Origin of the sequence: Olsenella uli (genome assembly GCF_901212675.1) — a bacterium.
In the GTDB taxonomy this organism is placed as follows: domain Bacteria; phylum Actinomycetota; class Coriobacteriia; order Coriobacteriales; family Atopobiaceae; genus Parolsenella; species Parolsenella uli_B.
Genome location: NZ_CAAKOQ010000041.1, coordinates 47,515 through 65,973 on the forward strand (window position 1 = coordinate 47,515; position 18,459 = coordinate 65,973).

Sequence of the window (18,459 nt, forward strand, 5' to 3'; positions counted from 1 at the left end):
ATCACCTGCCTCTTCCATCCGGACTTTGACCGTTGGTCCCGGACTCGAACCGGGTCAACCCTGCTGCGCGCCAGCGCAGACGGGCTCGCGGACTCGCCGGTTCCCGCACCACGTCCCTTTGACGTGGGCCCGCGGGCCCTGTGCCCGCGTCCGACCTACCGCCAGTGAGGAATTTCACCTCGCCCTGAAACAGCAACGCGGATGATAGCACTCCGCGCGGGCACGCACAAAGAGAAAGGGAGCCGAGGCCACGTGGCCCCGGCTCCCTGCCGAGTCTTGCATGTCGGGCGGCACGGCCGCCCGCGGTGCGCGTTGGCGCGGCTGGCCTAGAAGTCAGGCTGCTCGTCCTTGTAGACGCACTCGAGCAGCTTCTCCATCTCCTCCTGCGTCGGCTGGCGCGGGTTCTCGGGGGTGCAGGCGTCGAGCAGCGCGTTCTTGGCGACCTCGGACTTCTTGGCCTCGAACTCGTCGTAGTCGATGATCGAGGCGTCGGACTTGACGCCGCCCTCGCCGTAGTTCTTGATGCCCTGCGGGATGTTGAGCTGGTCGTTCATGTGTCTGATCTCCTGAATCAGGTTGTCGATCAGCTGGTCGTCCGTGGTGCCCGGAAGGTGCAGAACCTCCTTGGCGACGTAGGCGTAGCGCTCGTGGGCACGGGCGTCCTTGGAGTTGAACTGGATGACCTTGCCAAGGTACATGGCGTTGGCGCAGCCGTGGATGATGTGGCCACCGGAGAACGCGGCACCCGTCTTGTGCGCCATGGAGTGCACGATGCCAAGCAGGCCAGAGGAGAAGGCGATGCCGGCGATGCACTGGGCCTCGTGCATGTGCTGGCGAGCCTCGTGGTCACCGGCGTAGCTCTTGGGCAGCCACTCGTGAATCTCGCGGATGCCGTGCAGGGCGTTGGCGTCGGTGAACATGGAGGCGTACGTGGAGACGTAGGCCTCGATGCAGTGGGTCAGCGCGTCCATGCCGGTGTGCGCGCAGAGCTTCTGCGGCATGGAGTAGGTGAGCTCGGGGTCGACGATGGCGACGTCCGGGGTGATGTTGAAGTCGGCCAACGGGTACTTGATGCCCTTCTGGTAGTCCGTGATGACGGAGAACGCGGTGACCTCGGTGGCCGTGCCGGACGTCGAGGAGATGGCGCAGAACTGGGCCTTCTTGCGCAGCTCCGGGAAGCTGAACGGCTGGATGATGTTGTCGAAGGACTCGTCGGGGTACTCGTAGAAGACCCACATGGCCTTGGCGGCGTCAATCGGCGAGCCACCGCCGATGGCGATGATCCAGTCGGGCTGGAACTCCTGCATGGCCTTGGCGCCCTTCATGACCGTCTCGATCGACGGGTCGGACTCGACGCCCTCGAACAGGCTGACCTCGAAGCCAGCGTCCTCGAGGTCCTTCTGGACGTCCTGCAGGAAGCCGCCGCGGCGCATGCTGTGACCGCCGGAGACGATGATGGCCTTCTTGCCCTTGAGGTTCTTGACCTCGTGACGAGCACCCTCGCCAAAGTACAGGTCACGCGGGTTGGTGAAACGTCCCATACGAGTTCCTCCACATCATTTGCGCCGGCAGCTAGGCCGACGAACTACCGGCGGCATATACCGTCAGCTCCCCGTTTGGCAGCCCCCTGTGGACGTGCCAGAAGCGCGCCGGCTCACATTGCCCTGTCGCCTTGCTTCGCTCTAAATTGTATCCAGCGTGTTACAGACGCAGACGACCCAATCCGCAAGCGTGGAAAACCGACCGCCTACAGAATTTCATGAGCTCTTGATTTACACGAGCGGTTGATCTTGCTCTGGTGGACATCTTGTCTCTCTAAGACATATGTCGCGAGACGGGCCGGCATCCTGGGTACGTACGCCAGCCGACGTGTGGCCTTACGCATGGGGGCGCCGAGCGAGCAGTCCCGCGCGACGCCCCCCGTAGTCCCCTCTTCCGGTTCCGCGACGGCCCTAGAGGTTGGCCTGCGCGATCGCCGCGACCGCCTGGCGCAGTACCTCGGGCGGCTGCACGAGCGCGATGCGCACGAAGCCCTCGCCGCCGGGGCCAAAGCTCGCGCCCGGCGTCACGATGACGCCCGCCCTCTCCATGAGCTCGAGCACGAAGGCCATGGAGTCCGTGCGACCGTGCGGCAGGCGCGCCCACACGAACATGGAGCCGTGCGCGTTGGGCCGCTCCCAGCCAATCGACTCGAGCCCGTCGCAGAGGGCGTCGCGCCGCTCCTGGTAGAGGTGCCCCTGGTCGACCACCTGGTCGCGCGGGCCCGTGAGTGCCGCGATGGCCGCGTGCTGGATGGGCAGGAACATGCCGTAGTCGAGCTGGCTGCGCAGCTTGTAGGTGGCAGCCACCACGTCCGGCCTGCCCACGAGGAAGCTGATGCGGGCGCCCGTGACGTTGAACGACTTGGAGAGGCTGAAGAACTCGACACCCACCTCGTCGGCACCGGGGTTGTTGAAGAAGCTGTGGCCCTCGACCCCGTCGAAGATGATGTCGCTGTAGGCGTTGTCGTGAACGATCAGCAGGTCATGGGCACGGGCGAACTCGACGATCTGGGCGTAGACCTCCGGCGTGCCCACCGAGCCCACCGGGTTTGCCGGCAGCGACACCACCATGTACTTGGCACGGTCGGCCACCTCGGGGTCGATGCCGTCCACGTAGGGCAGGAAGTCGTGCTCGGCCGAGAGCGGGTAGAAGGCAAGCTTGGCCCCGACCATCACGGCCGAGGAGCGAAACAGCGGGTAGCACGGGTCGGGGACGAGCACCGTGTCGCCCTCGTCGAGCAGCGCCAGCGCCAGGCGGCTCATGCCCTCCTGCGTGCCGTCGACGCTCATGACCATGTCGGGCGTGACAGTGACGCCGAAGCGGCTCTGGTAGTAGGAGCAGACGGCGTCCTTGAGCTCGGGAAGGTCCGAGATGGCATACTTCCAGTCGTTGGGGTCCTTCGCGGACGCCACGAGCGCGTCCATCACGTGCGCCGGCGGCTCGAAGTCCGGCGTGCCCACCGAGAGGTCGATGACCGTGCGATCCTGGGCCTCGAGCTCGTGCCTGCGGTGGTTGAGCGAGGCGAAGACCTCGTCGCCAAACTTGTCGAGTCGCTTCGAGAACTGCATGCGTGCCTCCGGGAAGAAAGGGGCGCCCCGCCTGCACGGCGAGGCGCCCGCATACGTGAATGGGCGTAATTGTACGACAGCGCGCGGACCTGGCCGAGCCGCTAGCAGCCCTCGGTGTTGTCACCCAGCACCTGGTGGCCCAGGGCGTCGGCAAGCACGATGGCGTCATAGAGCTCGTCGGGCGTGACGTCGCCGGCCATGTTGTGGATGGTCTCGCCCTCCACGCAGGAGTTCTTGGCGATGGTGCGGACCTGCTCGTCGGCGGTGACGCCGATCTCGTCGAGCGTCACCGGCAGGCCCACGGACAGGCAGAAGTCCTGGACCTCCTTGAACTCGGCCGACGGGGCCTGCTCGACGAGCAGCTGCACGAGCGTACCGAACGCGACGCAGTTGCCGTGCGGGGCCGAGTGGCCGCCCAGCGAGGTGAGGCCGTTGTAGAAGGAGTGGGCCACGGCCAGGCCACCGTTGTCGGCGCCCACGCCGGACAGGTACACGTTGGCCTCGATGACGGCATCGAGCTCGGGAGTCACGACGTGCTTCTCGGCCGCGACGAGCGCCTGCGTGCCGTACTCGCGAAGCGTCTTGTAGCAGAGCTCGCAGAGCGCCATGGCGGAGCGGGTGATGCCGCCGAACTCAAGGGACAGCGAGTGCGTGCGGTCGCAGGCACGGGCCTCGAAGTAGGTGCCCAGGGCATCGCCCATGCCGGCCACGAGGAACGAGACGGGCGCATGGGCGATGACGTCGGAGTCGATGATGACGGCCTCGGGGTTCTTGGGATAGAAGAGATACTTGTCGAACGAGCCGTCGTCGTTGTAGATCACAGACAGGCCGGTGCAGGGAGCGTCGGTGGCCGCGACGGTCGGCACGATGACCACCGGCAGCTTCTCGTAGTAGGCCGTGGCCTTGGCCGTGTCGCCGGCGGAGCCGCCACCCACGCCAACCACGACGTCGATGCCCTCGTCGGCGACGATCTTGCGCATCTTCTCGATCTCGCCGTTGGACGAGATGCCGCCGAAGATCTCGTAGCGACGCGTGGCGCCGGAGTCGCCGAAGCTCTTCTCGATCTTGTCGTGCGTGGCCTTGTAGCCGCTGTGCGAGCAGACGAACAGCCACTTCTTGCCGAGGAAGCCCAGCTCCTTCTCGAACTGGAGCAGGGCGTCCTTGCCCTGGACGTACTTCTGCGGAGCGCGCATGAGCTTGAGTGCTGCCATAAAGACTCTCCCTTTGTCGTGGTCAAACCCCGGGCCAAGGCAGGCCCACCCCCTGTGGCCCCATCCAAGGAGCGAGGGTACCCATATGAGAAAGGTGACCGCCATCGAACGGTCGTCTTCTGCGAACGGTAGGTTTTTGCGTGCGAGCGGTACTTCTTGGAAAAGTGCTTGACAATGGGGCGTCGGAGCGGCGCGTATTGGGATGTCGCGACCGGTCCGCAACCCTGGAGCCCCTCTCGGCCCGCTCGTGGCCCTAGGCCGTCTCCAGGCCCGCCCGTAGTCCTGAGCCGTCCCCCGGGCCACCCCTACTCGAAGTCCCGCCTCGATCGAAGGGCCTTGCGCTCGCCGCGGATGTGCTTCGCCTTGAGCCGGCGCTCCTTCGAGCCCTTGGTAGGCTTGGTCTTCTTGCGTGGACGAGGCGGGTGGGCCCTCCGGGCGAATATGTCGTGGAGCTTGGCCAAGCAGGTCTGTCGGTTCTGCAGCTGGCTGCGCGACTCGCGCGACACCACCGTGACGCCCGAGGGCACGTGGCGCATGCGCACGGCCGAGTCGGTCGTGTTGACGCCCTGGCCTCCCGGGCCCGTGGCACGGAAGACGTCCGTCACGCAGTCGCGGTAGATGCGCTCCGGCGACTGCTTGGCAAGCTCCGCGTACTCGCGCCAGCTGAGCTGCGGCGCAGTGGCCTTGTGCGTGGCCTCCCTCGCAGTACCCGGCGCACCCGCGCCTGACGCCGCCCCGCCGGCAGACGCCCTGCCGCCCACGGCCCCGCGTCCTCTTGCCTCGCCCATAGGCACCTCCCTTGCTCCCTACCGAGAGATTGTAGGGAGGTGCCTATGGGATGGTCTCGTCAATCGACGCGAGGCCTCGCGGCACGCGCCCGCCTCTGGAGGGCTAGGCGAGGGCCGCCGCCATGTCGGCCTCGGGGGTTGTCGTCGGGCGGATGCCGTAGGCGTCGACAAGCGTCTGGAGCACGCCCGGGGAGACGAAGGCGGGCAGCGTCGGGCCGAGGAAGATGCCCTTGATGCCGAGGTGCAGCAGCGTGAGCAGGATGGCGACCGCCTTCTGCTCGTACCAGGAGAGCACGAGCGTGAGCGGCAGGTCGTTCACGCCGCAGCCGAAGGCCTCGGCAAGTGCCGTCGCCACCACGAGCGCGCTGTAGGCGTCGTTGCACTGACCCATGTCGAGCAGGCGCGGAAGGCCCGTGTCGCCCAGCTCGCCGAGGTCGAGGTCGTTGAAGCGGAACTTGCCACAGGCCAGCGTGAGCACGATCGTGTCGGCGGGCGTGTTGCGCACGAAGTCCGTGTAGTAGTTGCGGCCGGGCTTGGGGCCGTCGCAACCGCCCACGAGGAAGATGTGGCGGAGCTTGCCGGCGCGGACGGCCTCGACCACCTTGTCGGCCACGCCAAGCACCGCGTCGTGCCCGAATCCCGTCGTGACGCTGCGACCGCCGTTCATGCCCTCCTGCTGGTGGAACTCGCCATATCCGCCCAGCTCGAGGGCCTTATCGATCACGGCTGAGAAGTCCTTGCGCCCATCCGCGGCCGCCTCGACGTGCGCACAGCCCTCGAAGCGCACCACGCCCGTCGTGAACACGCGGTCCTTGTAGCTGCCCCTGGGCGGCATGAGGCAGTTCGTGGTGAACAGTACGGGGGCCGGGATGGCGTCGAACTCGCGACGCTGGTTCTGCCAAGCCGTGCCGAAGTTGCCCTTGAGCTGCGGATGGGCCTTGAGCAGCGGATAGGCGTGGGCGGGCAGCATCTCGCCGTGCGTGTAGACGTTGACGCCGCGGCCGTCGGTCTGCTCAAGCAGCTGCTCGAGGTCGCGCAGGTCGTGGCCGGTCACGACGATGAACGGGCCGGGCTCGATGCCAAGCTCGACGCACGTGGGAACCGGCTTGCCGTACGTGCCGGTGTTAGCGCCGTCGAGCAGGGCCATGCAGGAGAAGTTCTGCTCGCCCACCTCGAGCACGAGCGGCAACAGCTCGGAGGCGCCGGCATCGCTGCCGATTCCCGCGAGGGCGCGGCAGAAGAAGGAGGCGAGCTTGGGGTCGCGATAGTCGAGCACGGCCGCGTGGTGCGCGTAGGCCGCCATGCCGCGGATGCCGAACAGGACGAGCGACTTGAGCGAGCGCACATCCTCGGGCGCGTTCCAGAGCTCGTCCATGTCGTAGTCAGCGACCGCGACGCCGCGCTCGCTCGCGATGGAATCACGCTCGGCGTGGATGCGGTCGGTGAGTGCGCGGACGGCCGTAGGCTCGAAGTCGACGTTGGTCACGCAGGTGAACAGGCCGTCGAGCACGAGGTCGGACACGCGCCGGGAGGGCGCCTGGTCGCCGAGCGCGCGAGCGAGGCCAACGAGCGCGCCGGTGAGCTCGTCCTGCTCGCGCGCCGTGAGCGCCGACTTGCCGCACACGCCAGCGCTCGTGCAGCCGCCGCAGCCAGCCGTCTGTTCGCACTGGAAGCAGAACATCTTGCGGGCCTGGGCGGCCACCGCCTCGAGAACCCCCTCGTTTCCGACGGCACCCTCGCCGCTCGCGACGGTACGGCCCGAACCCATCTTGTCCTCGGTCATGTCTCTCCTCTCCTCACAGGCGCCCCCGCGCCCTGATCTGTCCGCAGTCCCCCGCGTCTCTCTCGTCGTGGGTGCCGCGCGTCCTTGTCTGCCGTGCGGAGGAAAGGCTATAGTCCCGATGACAAGTTGTCGGTTGTATCTACAACATCCGGGCCAGCTCTTCGAAATCGGGGAAACCGAACTCGTAAACGGAGAAGGCCGGAACTGGTTCGGGAAGAGGCCGAACCCACAAAGGGCAGAGGGTCAGCGCGAGGCTGGAAGGAGAGCCGGTCTCGCTCGGCACGAGGCCCGTCCGTCTGGAATTCGCATCGTGCACGACTCGGAGGGAGCGCCGCCATGGAGAGGGTCTCGCTGGACACGCTGGATTTCGACGACCTCGCGATCATGCCGCTCTTCCAGGGGGTCACGCCCGATGGGGTCCGTGCGCTCCTCGCCTGGCTCAACTCCCGGGCAGACTCGTTTGCCGAGGGGGAGGCCGTCATGCACCGGGGCGAGCAGGTCTCGGAGCTTGGACTCGTCATGACCGGCTCGGTCACGGTCGAGTCGACGGACCCCCGGGGCAGCCGGACGCTGCTCGCCCGCGTGGGACCCCGCCGCGTCTTTGCGGAGGCCTACGCCTGCGTGCCCGACGAGCCCCTCATGGTCGACGTCATCGCCACAGAGCCCACGAGGGTGCTGTTCGTCGACGTCGCCCGCATCATGGGCGGAGGCCCCGGCGTGCGGGCGCAGGCCCCGGCGCCCGACATCGACCGAACCCTGACGACCGTCTCGCGAAACCTGCTTCGCACGCTTGCCCACCAGAGCCTCCTGCTCGCGCGACGCGCCGCGAACACGACGCCCAAGACCATCCGGGGCAAGGTGCTGTCCTACCTCTCCGACCAGGCACTTCACGCCGGCGCCACGTCATTTCGGATCCCGCTCAACCGTCAGCGGCTCGCCGACTACCTCGGGGTCGACCGCAGCGCCCTCTCCGCCGAGCTCTCGCGCATGCGAGCCGACGGCCTCATCGACTATCGGCTCGACTCGTTCAGGCTGCTCCGGGACCCGTCCAGGTGAGGACAACGGCACCGGAAGAGGCCCGTCTCTATGAGAGCGCGGCGAGCAGCCCCCGGCAGCCGGCAAGCACGTCGCGGTACGTGTCGTCGAAGTTGCCGGTATACCACGGATCGGCAACGTCTCTGACCCGGCCGCGACGGTCCCGGGCGGCGGGCCTGAGGCCAGAGTCGTCCGCAGCATAGGAGAGCAGCTTGACGCACTTACCCTCCGAGTCGTCGAGGCCGCCCGCCGAGTTCTGGCCCAGGATGCGGGCGAGGCCCCACGCGTTCTCCTCGTCCATGTAGACGATAAGGTCCCAGCTTCCGTACTCGTCGCGCCTCATCTGGCGGGCGCGGTGGCTGCCTGCGGGGATCCCCTCCTCACCCAGCTTGCGCACCGTGCCCGGATGGGGTGGGTTGCCCAGCTCCTCGCGGCTCGTTGCCGCAGAGTCGACAACGAACTCGTCAGCACGGCCCACGCGCCGCACGAGCTCCTCGAGCACGAACTGCGCCATCGTGGATCGGCAGATGTTGCCGTGGCATACGAACATGATTCTGTGCATCCCTGGATTTCCTTTCAAATATCAGGGTTTCCGCAGGTGATAAACGCTGTTCGTATATCATCGCCCAGTCGCGGAATCCCGAATCGACTCGTGCATGAGCGGATATTTTCCGCCGCAAAAGTTGTAAATTCGGTTGTAAACCTCGCGGATTTACAACTTCGTACACTTTAGCTTACGCGGCACCATCCGTCATGCGGAGCATGTCGCCCCTCACGTCCTCGAATCCAAGGTGGGTGTACGTGTTGTATGTCACGCTAATGTCCGAGTGCCCCATGATGTACTTAAGCTTCGCGGGGTCCATCCCCTTGCGAGCCATCTTGGAGCAGAACGTGTGTCGGCAGACATGCGGGGTAATCTTGGGAAGCTCTTTCTTGTAGATGCTATTGTGCTTGCGGAGGGAGAGCTGGAAGCACTTCTCCCAGTGCATCGCAACCTTCGGCATGCCGTTTTTGTCCAGAAGCAGGAATCCGCTTACCCCGTCAACGACGGGCTCGACAGGCGGGTTGGCACGCTTTTGAAGGATTGCCTTGAAGCATTCTTTGACTTCCTCGGACATGGGCACGTATCGCTCGCCGCTTTTCGTTTTTGGACGCTCGATGTAGTACTTCATATCGCTGCCCCTCTGCAGCTGCTTGTTGACGCGGATGCCTCCGTTTTCGAAATCGAGGTCAGATTTTGTGAGGCCGCAGAACTCCGAGATGCGCAGCCCCGTGTTGAAGAGGATGTAGAACGCTTCGTAATATTGCGAGTAATGCTTATCTCCCTTGATGAAATCGAGGAACCTGCGCTCGTCCTGTGGGGACAAGGCCTCGCGCGCAATGGAGTCGTTAACGAGCACGGTGGCGAGCTCGAAGTTGAACGGGTTGCGCCTGATGAGGTCGTCTTCCTCCGCAAGCTGGAAAGCTGGGCGAAGTACTCCTCGAATGCAGTGAATCGCGCTGTAGCTTTTCCCGAGTTCGCCTTGAAGATAGATGAGCCAATTCTTCGCGTCGAGCGTCGTTATATCGCCGATTTTCCTGCTTCCGAACTCGTCCTTGGCGAGAAAGTTCATAACCGTCTTATAGCCCGCGCGCGTAGTCGGGCGCACCGCCGTCTTGGTCGCAACGTACTTTTCAACCAATTCGAGAACGGTCATCCCGCTTGGTGCAACACGGTCAAACAGATCGCGTTGCACCTGCTTCTCAATTTCGCGGAGGCACAGCCCCGACTTTTTGCCCTTGGGAGGGAGGTCGTGCGTGGTGAGCGTCCACGAGTACTTGTACTTCGTCTTGCCTTTCGCGTCTTTGAACTTGAAATAGTACTGGCCGTTTGGACGCTGCCCCTCTCCTTGGCGAAGGATGCGCCCCTTGCTGTCTTTCCTCGTGGGCACTCTTGTCACCTCCTCTCTTTATGGATGCGCCCCGATGCTGCTTCATTAGTGCATCGGGGCGCATAATTGCTAGTGGTACGGGCTACGTTGAATGACTTTCAAGATTCCTAGGGACGATTCTTGTTCCAATGCATCTTGTTCCAATAAAGCAGGTCGCCCACGAAGTAATAACGACGCGAGGAGTCGCCGTTCAAGCTAAGGAACGTGGGACCAACGCCGTCCACTCTGTCTACCATTAGCTGCAGAAGCCTGTTTGTTCCGAGAAACTTCTTTGCCTCATTTTCATCAACGACCCACATGGCGTTTTCGAGCATGCTGTACACGGGGTTCTCAGGCGCATCCTGAACACTTGCCTTCTTGCTCATTCGAGCCTCCTTTTCACTCGGCGTTGCTTGCAACGCAATTTCATTACGAGCCGAGATTAATTGCGTCGCCATGTATCCGCAAATCGAGAAAAGCCTGATAAACAAGCATTTCTGTTTGCATCCATTCATAAATGAGGAGAAAAAAGTCAGTGCTGTTTTTTGAGATTCACGGGCTCTCCATACGCATGCCCTTCGCTTGTGCGCATCTCGCTTCGCTCGATGCCCGTGGGTTTATTTGTACGAAGTACGTGGGCGGTGGGCATGGGGGCTGTCGGCTATGCCGACCGCAGCGCAAGCTGCGTCAGCCCCTCTTATGCCCTTTTGCCGTTTTTGTCCTCGAAGCGTAGAGCGGAAGGGGCAGCGGTGGTTTCGCCTGATTTATGCCGCGAAGCGGCGGCGAACCTTCGCGCTGAAATTCATCGATCAGCTTTCGCAATTCGCGCAGCCTGCGAAAAGGGCGCGTCTTCCCCTCGTTTATGGGCGACCATTCGGCGTTCGTTTTCGCGGCGCGAAGTCCCCGCGCGACGACGTTTCGCAAGGCGGTGCTGGGTGCGAAAAAAATAACGGGCGCAGCGATTTCTCGCTACGCCCGTTGGTCTCTCGCGCTTAATGAATCTCTGGAGCTGGAACCATATCCCATGCCGTCCCAAAATGCCTGACCCCAAGTACGTGCAGGCAAAGCTCGCCGTCGTAGAACACCGGCTCGTCGGTGTGATTCATGAGGAAGCTCGCGTCTTGCACAATGTACCACTGGAAGATTTCCTCCCAAGGTGTCCACCTGCCGCTTACCAGTTCCATGGGACGGTAGGCCATCTCGTTTGCAAGCACCATGCCGCCGCAGGTCTCCGCGAGGTCGGCGTACGTCTTTATCCCGTAGCCGCTCACCGCGCGCCTCCTTCCAGCTCCTCGATGGCGCGCACGATGCATGCGCGGATGAACCGCAGCTCCCTGACCGTGATGTGCATGGAGAGCATGTCCGCGTCGAGCTCCACGCGCCCGAACTCGTCCACGAAGCGCCATTCCATCACGTTGTCGATGCACCTCAGGGTGCCCTCGAGCCCCTCCCTGTCCTCGAGCGGCTCCTTCCTGCGCATCGCGTTCCCCTCGCGCTCGAGCTGCTTGGCCTTCGCCGCGCTGATGCGTGCCGTGCGCTTGAGAACCTGAATACGCCACTCCGTCTCTTCCTCGATGCTGAATTTGTCCTTATCCTTATCTTTCATGTTCAGCACCTCCCTTCGCGCGACCTCCCCGATGCCGCAGGCATACTCACGGCGCAAGACGTGATCTGCTGCGGAATCGGGGATCGAGCGCGACGAGATGCGGCCCGAAACGAAAAGGCCGCACCCGAAAATCGGATGCGGCCTTGCGGTCGTATTGCGATTTGCTCGATGCGCGGCTCCCTAATCCACCTCTACGCCCTCTGCGTCGGTCGTGTCCCATGTGAAGCCCGCGTGACCTTCCTCCGCGACGGTGGCGAGGCCCGAATACCCGCCGAAGGTGGTATCGTAGACCGCCTGCGTGGTCGAGTAGTTGGACGAGTACAGTCCGATGGAATCCTCGGGGGCGCTGAAGGCACTCTCGGGAATCTCGGCGTCGTTGTGCCAGCCGTAGTCCGTCAGCACGCGGAAGCGCGTCTCGGGGCTTTCGAGGTCCGTCGTATCGTCAACCTCTATCTGGTAGAAGCTGAAGCGGCGCGCTGGGAAGCGGATTTCCTCGCCCGCCGCGACGTTGCCCGAGCCGTCGGTTTCGAGCGCGAGCGTGTAGGGCTGGAGCTGCGGCTCCTGATACTCCGCCGCCTCGTTGAATGCCTGGCCCTCGTTGGCGGCATCGAGCGAGCTCTTCGTGTTCTCCAGCGCGATTTGGAACTCTTCGATGGCCGCCGCGCGTTCCTCCTCGGGTACGCCTTCGATGCCGTAGGCACCGTAGTTGTTCATGGAGTCGTAGGTTCCCGCATCAGCTTCTGCTTTCAGGGTGTCGTAGCATTGCTGCCACGCTTGGATGGCCTCGGCGGCGCTTTCGATAGCCGTCTGCTTCCCCGCCTCGAACACTGCCCTGTCCTGTTCCTTGGCGAGCTCGATTATCTGCTCGTTGGAAAGGCCGTTCAGGTCGCCGAAGGTCGCGCCGTCGCACTGGTACACAGCCACGTTGCCGTTGCCGTCGAACGACAGGATGCGCTCGATTTCTACGTCCTTCCCGATTTGCTCGTCGCCGTCGTACTGCATCCATACGCCCGCCTGCGCGAACGCCTGCGATGCGGGCACGGGCTCGCTCGCGCTGCTGGCGGCACCGCCCGCACCCTCGTCCGAGCCGCCGCACCCGACCAGTCCGAGGCCAGCCACGGTTACCGCGCCAACCCCGAGCAGCTTCAAAACGTTCCTTCTCGTGTATTGCTTCATGGATGATTCCCTCCTTGCTACGTGAATCGCCTTAGACTACGAGCGCTTCGCCCGATTTCTTGCCGCCAGAATCACGCCCGCCGAAACAAGTAGCAGAGCAAGAGCAGGCAGGCCGATGAGCGCGAACGTGCCGTCGCCCGTCTGGGGAAGCTCGTCCTGCGCGCCTTCCTGAGCGGAGCCCTCGTTCGCATCCGCCGACCCATCGGGTCGGTCGCCGCTCTGCGGCTCGTCCCCGCCCGTCTGCGGGAGCTTGGCGATGGGCTCGGTCTTAGTCTGGCCGCATGCCGCGCAGGTGTACGTCCTCACGCCCTCGGCGCTCTCGGTGGGCTCCTTCGTCACAACGCCGCCGTCCCAGATGTGCCCCGTTGCGGCAAGCTCCTGCGACTGCTCGGCTCCGCAGATTGCGCAGGTGCGAATCTGCTCGCCGCTCTCCGTGCACGTGGGCTCGGCCACCGTCTGCCATTCTCCGTAGGTGTGCTCGTCGCCGTCGATGGCGTGGAAATCGACCACGTTAACGCCGACTTCCTGCCTCCAGTCCGCGTACTCCTCGGCAGCGGTGCCCGTGTACCCGATGATGCAGCCACCCAGAATGGGCGTGCCTACGAACTCGGTGACCGACTTGGGCACCCACACGTATTCGAGGCTGCCGCATCCGTTGAGGAACGTGGCGGGAATCTGCGCCACGCCCTCCTCGATATATACGGTTTCAAGGCTGTCGCAGCCGTAGAACTGCGCGTTGCCGCCGCCCCATTCAGAGCCCGCGGGGATGGTCACCGAGACGAGGCTGTCGCAGTCGATGAACACGTCCGAACTCCATGTCACGCTCTCGGGCAGCTCGATTTCCGCGAAGCCCGCTCCGCCGAACGCCACGTTTTCCACGCGCTCCAAGCCGTCGTTCAAGTACACCTCGGTGAGCGAGGGGTTGTCGGCGAACGCACTCACGCCAATCGTTCTCACGGTGGAGGACATGGTCGCCTTCTGCAGGCTGGCGTAGCTCACGCCGCCTCGCGTGGCGAACGCCATGCTGGGCACCTCGGTCACACCTTCGGCAACCATGACCTCCTTGACCTGCGCGGCGTACGGCTCCCATTCGTAGGCCCCGCCCGCGCTTATCGGGGCTATGTCCTCGGAAAGCGTGAGCACGCCCGCATCGTCCAGCGACCAGCCGTCGCCGCCCGCCACCTCTACGGCGTACGCGGGGCGCGCCGCCAGAAACAGCAGCAGGGCGCATGCCGCGAGCAGCGCCGCAAAACGCGCCGCTCTTCTCGTCCGTTCGGTTTTATCCATTGTTCCGCTCCTTTGCGCTTGCTGTATACGGTGCTCGAAAGTGGTGGCAGCCGCCATACGGGCTACTCCACATAGGCTGCCCGCTGCATGGATCGTGGCGAAAACCGCCATGATCCATGCAGCGGGGTTCGATGGCGGGCCGCTACCGCTTGCCCATCGCGTTGGCAATCCAGTCGAGGTTGCTGCTGGCGCTTGCGGTGTTTGCGTTTATCTGCTGGGCTTGGCTGAGAACCTGCCCCTGCATGAACAGATTGCCTAGCTGTAGCATGTTGCCGATGCGCTGCTGGTTGAGAATCTGCTGCTGCCCCTGCTCCATACGGCGCTGATGCCGCTCTGTCTCGTAGAGGTTAACCATCTCCTGCACGGTGCTCGCGCGGTGGTTGCGCACGGCGGTAAGGAAGAAGTCCACGGCGTCGATGTTGTCGTAGTCCATCGGGTACCACGGCGCGACTTCCGCAGCCCAGCGCTGCTGCACGGCGAAGATTTCCCGCTTCGTCTGCTCGATACTCTGCACGAGCGCTTGGTTGTTGGCCTCCACTTGCGCGTTGCTCTGGTCGATGGTGGCGTTCTTGCGCTCTCGCCCCTTGTCGGCCGACTTTGAGATGACCCCGTACAGAACCGCGCCGTTGATGGCGGACACCACGAGGTTAACGATGTTCCAGACCATCACCTGAAGCTCCATGCCGCCCGCCGAGAAGAACGGGATGGTTATCGGGTACGTGATGGCCTTCAGCGGGGTGCTCGTGATGAGCGCGAACGCGATGAGGAAGCCCGCTACGGCGTAGAGCACGGGATGCCGCTTGGTCTTCTTCTCCGTCTTGGCAGCGAATTGCGTGCTCAGCTGGTTGATGCGGTTCTGCAGCCCCACCACGCGATGCATCAAATCGTGCGCTGTGGCGACTCCCGATAGCAAATCTCCTTGGCTCCCCATGTGCTCGACCCTTTCTCTCGTTTCACGGGGCAAATCGCCCCAGTAAGACGCTCGCGCAGCCTTTGCTGCGCCTCTTTTTTCATAATTGGCTGTGTTAACCCGCTAATTGCATCTTCTGCCCCCACGGGGCCGTAACCTCTGATCGTCAGTAATCGGGCGATCGGAGGCGGCGTGGAGGACAGGTTCGGGTACGGGGCGATCGTGAGGGCGATGCGCCCCGAGGAGCGCGAGGAGATGCTGGGGCTGCTGCTCGAGGCGGTCGCCGGCGAGATGCCGGCGGGCGCGGAGGAGGAGCCTCCGGAGGCGTGCCCCAGATGCGCGCCGAGCTCTCCGCCGGGCTGGAGGGCATGCTATCGGAGGACGAGACCTACCAGTGCCTGCTCACGGTTCCAGGCATCGGACCAAAGACCGCCGCGGCCCTCGTGACCTCGATAGACATCAGCCTCTTCCAGGGCGACAGCAGGCTTGCGGCATACTGCGGCCTGGCTCCGAAGGACAGAGACTCCGGCACCTCGCTGAGCTCGGTGACAAGCACCCGCGCGGGCAACAAGGCCCTGAAGAACCTGCTCATATTCAGCTGCAACTCGCTTGTGGGCACCAAGAACAGGTTCGGGAGGTACTACGACAGATGCGTCGCCAGAGGCATGCGCCACAACAAGGCGCTCAAGGCGGTCGCGAGGAAGAGGCTCAGGGTGATCTATGCCGTCATGCGCGACAGGGTGCCATATATCGAGCCATCAGCGGACGGGGATGTTGAAAAGTCCTCCTCTGCGGCTTGACAAAACTATAGGGACACCCCCCTCCGCCGCTCAACAGTTCCCAAAACAAAACGGCTCCCGCCTCATATACGAGACGGGAGCCGTTGTTCATATGGGGATCCGAGCAGCTCAACGCGATGCGCTACTTCTCGGAGATGACCTTTGCCGGAGCGGCGGTCTTACTGCTGTTCTTCTTCACGAAGATGAACGCGATCACAAGGCCGACCAGCGCGATGGCGGCGCAGCCGAAGTATGCGGCGCCCGCACCGGCAACGGTGGATGCCGCGAGGTCGGCACCGCCGGCCGCGGCGTGGGCCTGCACGGAGGACATGATGGTCACGAGCACGGCGGTGGAGATGGCGCCGAAGACCTGACGGCCGGTGTTGGCGATGGCGTTACCGTGGGCAATCAGCTCATCGGGCAGCGTGTTGACGCCCCAGGTGTTAACTGGCATGTTGGCAAAGCCCTGACCGGCAGCCTGCAGGCCGCACAGCGTGGCGGCAAGACCAACGGTAAGGCCGGCACCGGTGAAACCGAAGCCGAACAGCGCGAGGGTGAGGATCACCATGCCGCCCACGGTGACCAGACGCGGCCCCATGCGGTCGAACAGCATGCCGGACACGGGCGAAAGCACGATGCCCACGATGGATGCCGGCAGCATGACCATCCCGGTCACGGTAGCCGATGCGCCCATGCCGTTTTGGATGAGCAGCGGCAGCACCACGTTGGTGCCGGCGACCGCGGCGTTGATAAGGGTCACCATGAGGGCAGCGACCAGGAAGTTGCGCGTCTTGAGGCAGCGCAGCTCGAGCACCGGGGTCTCAAGCTTGAGCTGGCGACGCACGAACAGGATCAAGAAGATCACGCCGATGACGGCCGGGGCGATGACCATGGGGCTGCCCCAACCCATGTCGGAGGCGTTGGAGAAGCCGAACAGCAGACCGCCGAAGGCGATGGTGGACATGACCACGGACGGGATGTCCAGACGGGGATCCTTGAGCGTGCCGACGTTCTTCATCAGCGGAATACCCAGCAGCAGGATGATGAGGGCGAGCACGGCGATGATCATGAACATCGGACGCCAGCCCATGGAGTCGATCACCAGACCACCGAGCACGGGGCCGATGGCGGGGCCGGCGGCCATGACGATACCGGCGATGCCCATGGCCGTGCCGCGCAGCTCAACGGGGAACACCAGCAGCGGCACCGTGCCGACGAGCGGCATAAGGATGCCGGCGCCCGCGGCCTGCAGCACGCGGCCGATGATCAGGATGGCGAAGTTGGGACCCACGGCGCACGCCACGGTGCCCACCACGAACAGGCCCATGGACAGGAAGAACAGCTTGCGCGTGGGGTACTTGTCTATGAAGTAGCCCGAGATTGGCACCATGATGCCCGAGACGAGCATGTATATGGTGGTGACCCACTGCGCCAGGCCGGCGGTGACGTTGAACTCCTTCATGAGCGAAGGCAGCGCCGGGGCCATAACGGTCTGGTTGAACAGCGAGACGAACGCGCCGAGCGTGATCACGCCGACGATGATCACCGCGCTCTTCTCTACTTTCGGTTTGGCTTTTGCTTCTGTCATACATTCGTCCTTTCGGTCGTATTGAATAACCATGCAAGGCCCCTTCGGCGAAACGGCCGGAGGGGGTATACGCCATCGACCCCGTTAAACGGGAACAGGCCATCCGCAAAGCGCGGAACAGTATTCGGTTGTGATGCGTTATATGAGGGCAGAGGTGCGCTGGGCCGCCTTGGCGCCCTTGCGGACGGCATCGCCGCGCGACGTCATGAGGTCGCGACGGACGTTGAGCCAGAAGATATGTTCACAATGCCAAAACATGTTATGTACCTTACAACGTATAATACGGCACCGTCAACCGAATATTTCTTGACCTCTAGGAAAATGCACTTTCGCAACTTATTTACTGAGGCTGTGTTAACCCGCCTATGACATGGAAATCTCCGGGTGGAACGGGTACGGCTGCCGCCAGAGCCCGCGCCAGCTCGTCCGGTATGTCCCCGATCCCATCTGCGCCCGCAGCAGCGAGGCGGCGTCCCCGCCCCGGCGCGCCTAGCGCGCCCAGCAGAACCACGCGAGGTAGAGTTGGGAAGGCGCCTGGTGGACACGCCCCTGAAGCGGGCGAGGAACGCCTTGAGCGCGGAGTGCAGGGCGTTGACGCGGTTGAGCGGGGCGCGCGGGCCGGAGGAGGCGAACCTCTCGTGGGCCGCCACGCCCATCTCGGCCAGGGCGCGCACATAGCCGCGCTGGCGGTCGGTGGAGACCACCGCCCCCTCCAGCGCGCAGCCCGCCATGGCGCGCCGGGCGTCGGCGACCCCCATCTTGCCGCGGCAGGCCGCCACAGCCATCGCATCGCCCCTCGCGTTGACCATGGTGAGCACGCTGACCTTGTCCGAGCTCACGCCGGCAGCGGCCCCGTCGCCCCCGCGCCGGCGTGCGGGGCGGGGCATGGAAAACCCGCCGACCTCGAGTGGTTGCCCGAAAGCGAGTCGGGCACGAGCGCCTCGTCGGCCTCCACCGGGCAGCCCGGGCCCGCCTCGAAGGCCGGCAGCATCGACGCCATCACCTCGCAGAGGCGGTGGCGCATCGAGAAGCTGGTCTTGAGCGAGACGCCGCACGCGGCGGCGGCGTCGCGCAGCGTGGCGCCCGCGAGCATCGCCTCGGCGTAGCGCGCCCAGGTCGCCGCGGGCAGCTTGGTGGTGCCGAGCACCCGCCCCGTCGACGCCCGGAAGCTGCGGCCGCACCCGCGGCAGAGCCTCCTTTGCGCCCCGTCGGCGTCGCGGCCCCTCCTGACGGTGCGGGGGGCACCCGCATCTGGGGCACGCCTCCGGAGGCTCCT

At 64.3% G+C, this 18,459-nt stretch carries 17 protein-coding genes and 1 riboswitch; of the genes, 2 read left to right on the forward strand and 15 right to left on the reverse strand.

Annotated elements, in window-relative coordinates:
* Positions 1–2: 2 nt before the first annotated feature.
* Positions 3–196, reverse strand: a riboswitch (FMN riboswitch).
* 130 nt (positions 197–326) lie between these two features.
* From EFAMC1_RS06445 to hcp, 5 genes are all read right to left on the reverse strand, one after another.
* The gene (locus EFAMC1_RS06445) at positions 327–1,541 is read right to left on the reverse strand and encodes an iron-containing alcohol dehydrogenase (protein ID WP_154053485.1); all 1,215 of its coding nucleotides are present in this window, start codon (positions 1,539–1,541) and stop codon (positions 327–329) included.
* A 411-nt stretch (positions 1,542–1,952) separates the two neighbouring features.
* Positions 1,953–3,110, reverse strand: a complete 1,158-nt coding sequence (locus EFAMC1_RS06450; RefSeq protein ID WP_154053486.1) for a pyridoxal phosphate-dependent aminotransferase — start codon at positions 3,108–3,110, stop codon at positions 1,953–1,955.
* Between the two features lie 101 nt (positions 3,111–3,211).
* Positions 3,212–4,321, reverse strand: a complete 1,110-nt coding sequence (locus EFAMC1_RS06455) for a glycerol dehydrogenase (protein ID WP_154053487.1) — start codon at positions 4,319–4,321, stop codon at positions 3,212–3,214.
* A 305-nt stretch (positions 4,322–4,626) separates the two neighbouring features.
* Positions 4,627–5,109: a peptide chain release factor family protein gene (locus tag EFAMC1_RS11460; RefSeq protein ID WP_154053488.1), complete on the reverse strand. Its 483-nt coding sequence runs from the start codon at positions 5,107–5,109 to the stop codon at positions 4,627–4,629.
* Between the two features lie 103 nt (positions 5,110–5,212).
* Positions 5,213–6,892 (reverse strand): hydroxylamine reductase, encoded by a 1,680-nt coding sequence (hcp, locus tag EFAMC1_RS06465; RefSeq protein WP_261981806.1) that lies wholly within the window; start codon positions 6,890–6,892, stop codon positions 5,213–5,215.
* Positions 6,893–7,228: 336 nt separating this feature from the next.
* Between hcp and EFAMC1_RS06470 the strand changes: the two genes are divergently transcribed.
* Positions 7,229–7,948: a Crp/Fnr family transcriptional regulator gene (locus EFAMC1_RS06470; protein WP_222838660.1), complete on the forward strand. Its 720-nt coding sequence runs from the start codon at positions 7,229–7,231 to the stop codon at positions 7,946–7,948.
* Between the two features lie 28 nt (positions 7,949–7,976).
* On the opposite strand, the gene EFAMC1_RS06475 is transcribed toward EFAMC1_RS06470, so the two are convergent.
* The 8 genes from EFAMC1_RS06475 to EFAMC1_RS06510 all read right to left on the reverse strand — a co-directional run bounded on the left by EFAMC1_RS06475 (position 7,977) and on the right by EFAMC1_RS06510 (position 14,837).
* Positions 7,977–8,489, reverse strand: a complete 513-nt coding sequence (locus EFAMC1_RS06475; protein ID WP_154053489.1) for a low molecular weight protein-tyrosine-phosphatase — start codon at positions 8,487–8,489, stop codon at positions 7,977–7,979.
* Positions 8,490–8,661: 172 nt separating this feature from the next.
* Complete coding sequence (locus EFAMC1_RS06480; RefSeq protein WP_154053490.1) at positions 8,662–9,858, reverse strand: tyrosine-type recombinase/integrase; 1,197 nt, start codon at positions 9,856–9,858, stop codon at positions 8,662–8,664.
* 107 nt (positions 9,859–9,965) lie between these two features.
* Complete coding sequence (locus EFAMC1_RS06485) at positions 9,966–10,223, reverse strand: hypothetical protein (RefSeq protein WP_154053491.1); 258 nt, start codon at positions 10,221–10,223, stop codon at positions 9,966–9,968.
* Positions 10,224–10,829: 606 nt separating this feature from the next.
* Positions 10,830–11,108, reverse strand: coding sequence for a hypothetical protein (locus tag EFAMC1_RS06490; protein WP_154053492.1), 279 nt, complete (start codon positions 11,106–11,108; stop codon positions 10,830–10,832).
* Entirely contained in the window at positions 11,105–11,443 is a 339-nt protein-coding gene (locus tag EFAMC1_RS06495; RefSeq protein ID WP_154053493.1) for a cAMP-binding protein, read from the reverse strand. The genes EFAMC1_RS06490 and EFAMC1_RS06495 overlap by 4 nt, the downstream gene beginning before the upstream one ends.
* A gap of 180 nt (positions 11,444–11,623) precedes the next feature.
* The gene (locus EFAMC1_RS06500; RefSeq protein WP_154053494.1) at positions 11,624–12,619 is read right to left on the reverse strand and encodes a hypothetical protein; all 996 of its coding nucleotides are present in this window, start codon (positions 12,617–12,619) and stop codon (positions 11,624–11,626) included.
* A 36-nt stretch (positions 12,620–12,655) separates the two neighbouring features.
* Positions 12,656–13,906, reverse strand: coding sequence for a leucine-rich repeat protein (locus EFAMC1_RS06505; protein ID WP_187324588.1), 1,251 nt, complete (start codon positions 13,904–13,906; stop codon positions 12,656–12,658).
* A gap of 142 nt (positions 13,907–14,048) precedes the next feature.
* Positions 14,049–14,837, reverse strand: a complete 789-nt coding sequence (locus tag EFAMC1_RS06510; protein ID WP_154053496.1) for a hypothetical protein — start codon at positions 14,835–14,837, stop codon at positions 14,049–14,051.
* Between the two features lie 314 nt (positions 14,838–15,151).
* Between EFAMC1_RS06510 and EFAMC1_RS06515 the strand changes: the two genes are divergently transcribed.
* Entirely contained in the window at positions 15,152–15,616 is a 465-nt protein-coding gene (locus tag EFAMC1_RS06515; protein ID WP_261981808.1) for a transposase, read from the forward strand.
* Positions 15,617–15,737: 121 nt separating this feature from the next.
* Here EFAMC1_RS06515 and EFAMC1_RS06520 read toward each other — a convergent pair whose 3' ends face one another.
* Both EFAMC1_RS06520 and EFAMC1_RS06525 read right to left on the reverse strand, forming a co-directional pair.
* The gene (locus EFAMC1_RS06520) at positions 15,738–17,183 is read right to left on the reverse strand and encodes an MDR family MFS transporter (protein WP_154053498.1); all 1,446 of its coding nucleotides are present in this window, start codon (positions 17,181–17,183) and stop codon (positions 15,738–15,740) included.
* Between the two features lie 835 nt (positions 17,184–18,018).
* Positions 18,019–18,459: IS1 family transposase (locus tag EFAMC1_RS06525; RefSeq protein ID WP_187324589.1), on the reverse strand; the 441-nt coding region annotated here is incomplete at its 5' end.

Excerpts from the sequence above, each read along its gene's own strand:
- EFAMC1_RS06445 (WP_154053485.1), bottom strand. The coding sequence starts at position 1,541 with ATGGGACGTTTCACCAACCCGCGTGACCTGTACTTTGGCGAGGGTGCT.
- EFAMC1_RS06450 (WP_154053486.1), bottom strand. The coding sequence starts at position 3,110 with ATGCAGTTCTCGAAGCGACTCGACAAGTTTGGCGACGAGGTCTTCGCC.
- EFAMC1_RS06455 (WP_154053487.1), bottom strand. The coding sequence starts at position 4,321 with ATGGCAGCACTCAAGCTCATGCGCGCTCCGCAGAAGTACGTCCAGGGC.
- EFAMC1_RS11460 (WP_154053488.1), bottom strand. The coding sequence starts at position 5,109 with ATGGGCGAGGCAAGAGGACGCGGGGCCGTGGGCGGCAGGGCGTCTGCC.
- hcp (WP_261981806.1), bottom strand. The coding sequence starts at position 6,892 with ATGACCGAGGACAAGATGGGTTCGGGCCGTACCGTCGCGAGCGGCGAG.
- EFAMC1_RS06470 (WP_222838660.1), top strand. The coding sequence starts at position 7,229 with ATGGAGAGGGTCTCGCTGGACACGCTGGATTTCGACGACCTCGCGATC.
- EFAMC1_RS06475 (WP_154053489.1), bottom strand. The coding sequence starts at position 8,489 with ATGCACAGAATCATGTTCGTATGCCACGGCAACATCTGCCGATCCACG.
- EFAMC1_RS06485 (WP_154053491.1), bottom strand. The coding sequence starts at position 10,223 with ATGAGCAAGAAGGCAAGTGTTCAGGATGCGCCTGAGAACCCCGTGTAC.
- EFAMC1_RS06495 (WP_154053493.1), bottom strand. The coding sequence starts at position 11,443 with ATGAAAGATAAGGATAAGGACAAATTCAGCATCGAGGAAGAGACGGAG.
- EFAMC1_RS06500 (WP_154053494.1), bottom strand. The coding sequence starts at position 12,619 with ATGAAGCAATACACGAGAAGGAACGTTTTGAAGCTGCTCGGGGTTGGC.
- EFAMC1_RS06505 (WP_187324588.1), bottom strand. The coding sequence starts at position 13,906 with ATGGATAAAACCGAACGGACGAGAAGAGCGGCGCGTTTTGCGGCGCTG.
- EFAMC1_RS06510 (WP_154053496.1), bottom strand. The coding sequence starts at position 14,837 with ATGGGGAGCCAAGGAGATTTGCTATCGGGAGTCGCCACAGCGCACGAT.
- EFAMC1_RS06515 (WP_261981808.1), top strand. The coding sequence starts at position 15,152 with ATGCGCGCCGAGCTCTCCGCCGGGCTGGAGGGCATGCTATCGGAGGAC.
- EFAMC1_RS06520 (WP_154053498.1), bottom strand. The coding sequence starts at position 17,183 with ATGACAGAAGCAAAAGCCAAACCGAAAGTAGAGAAGAGCGCGGTGATC.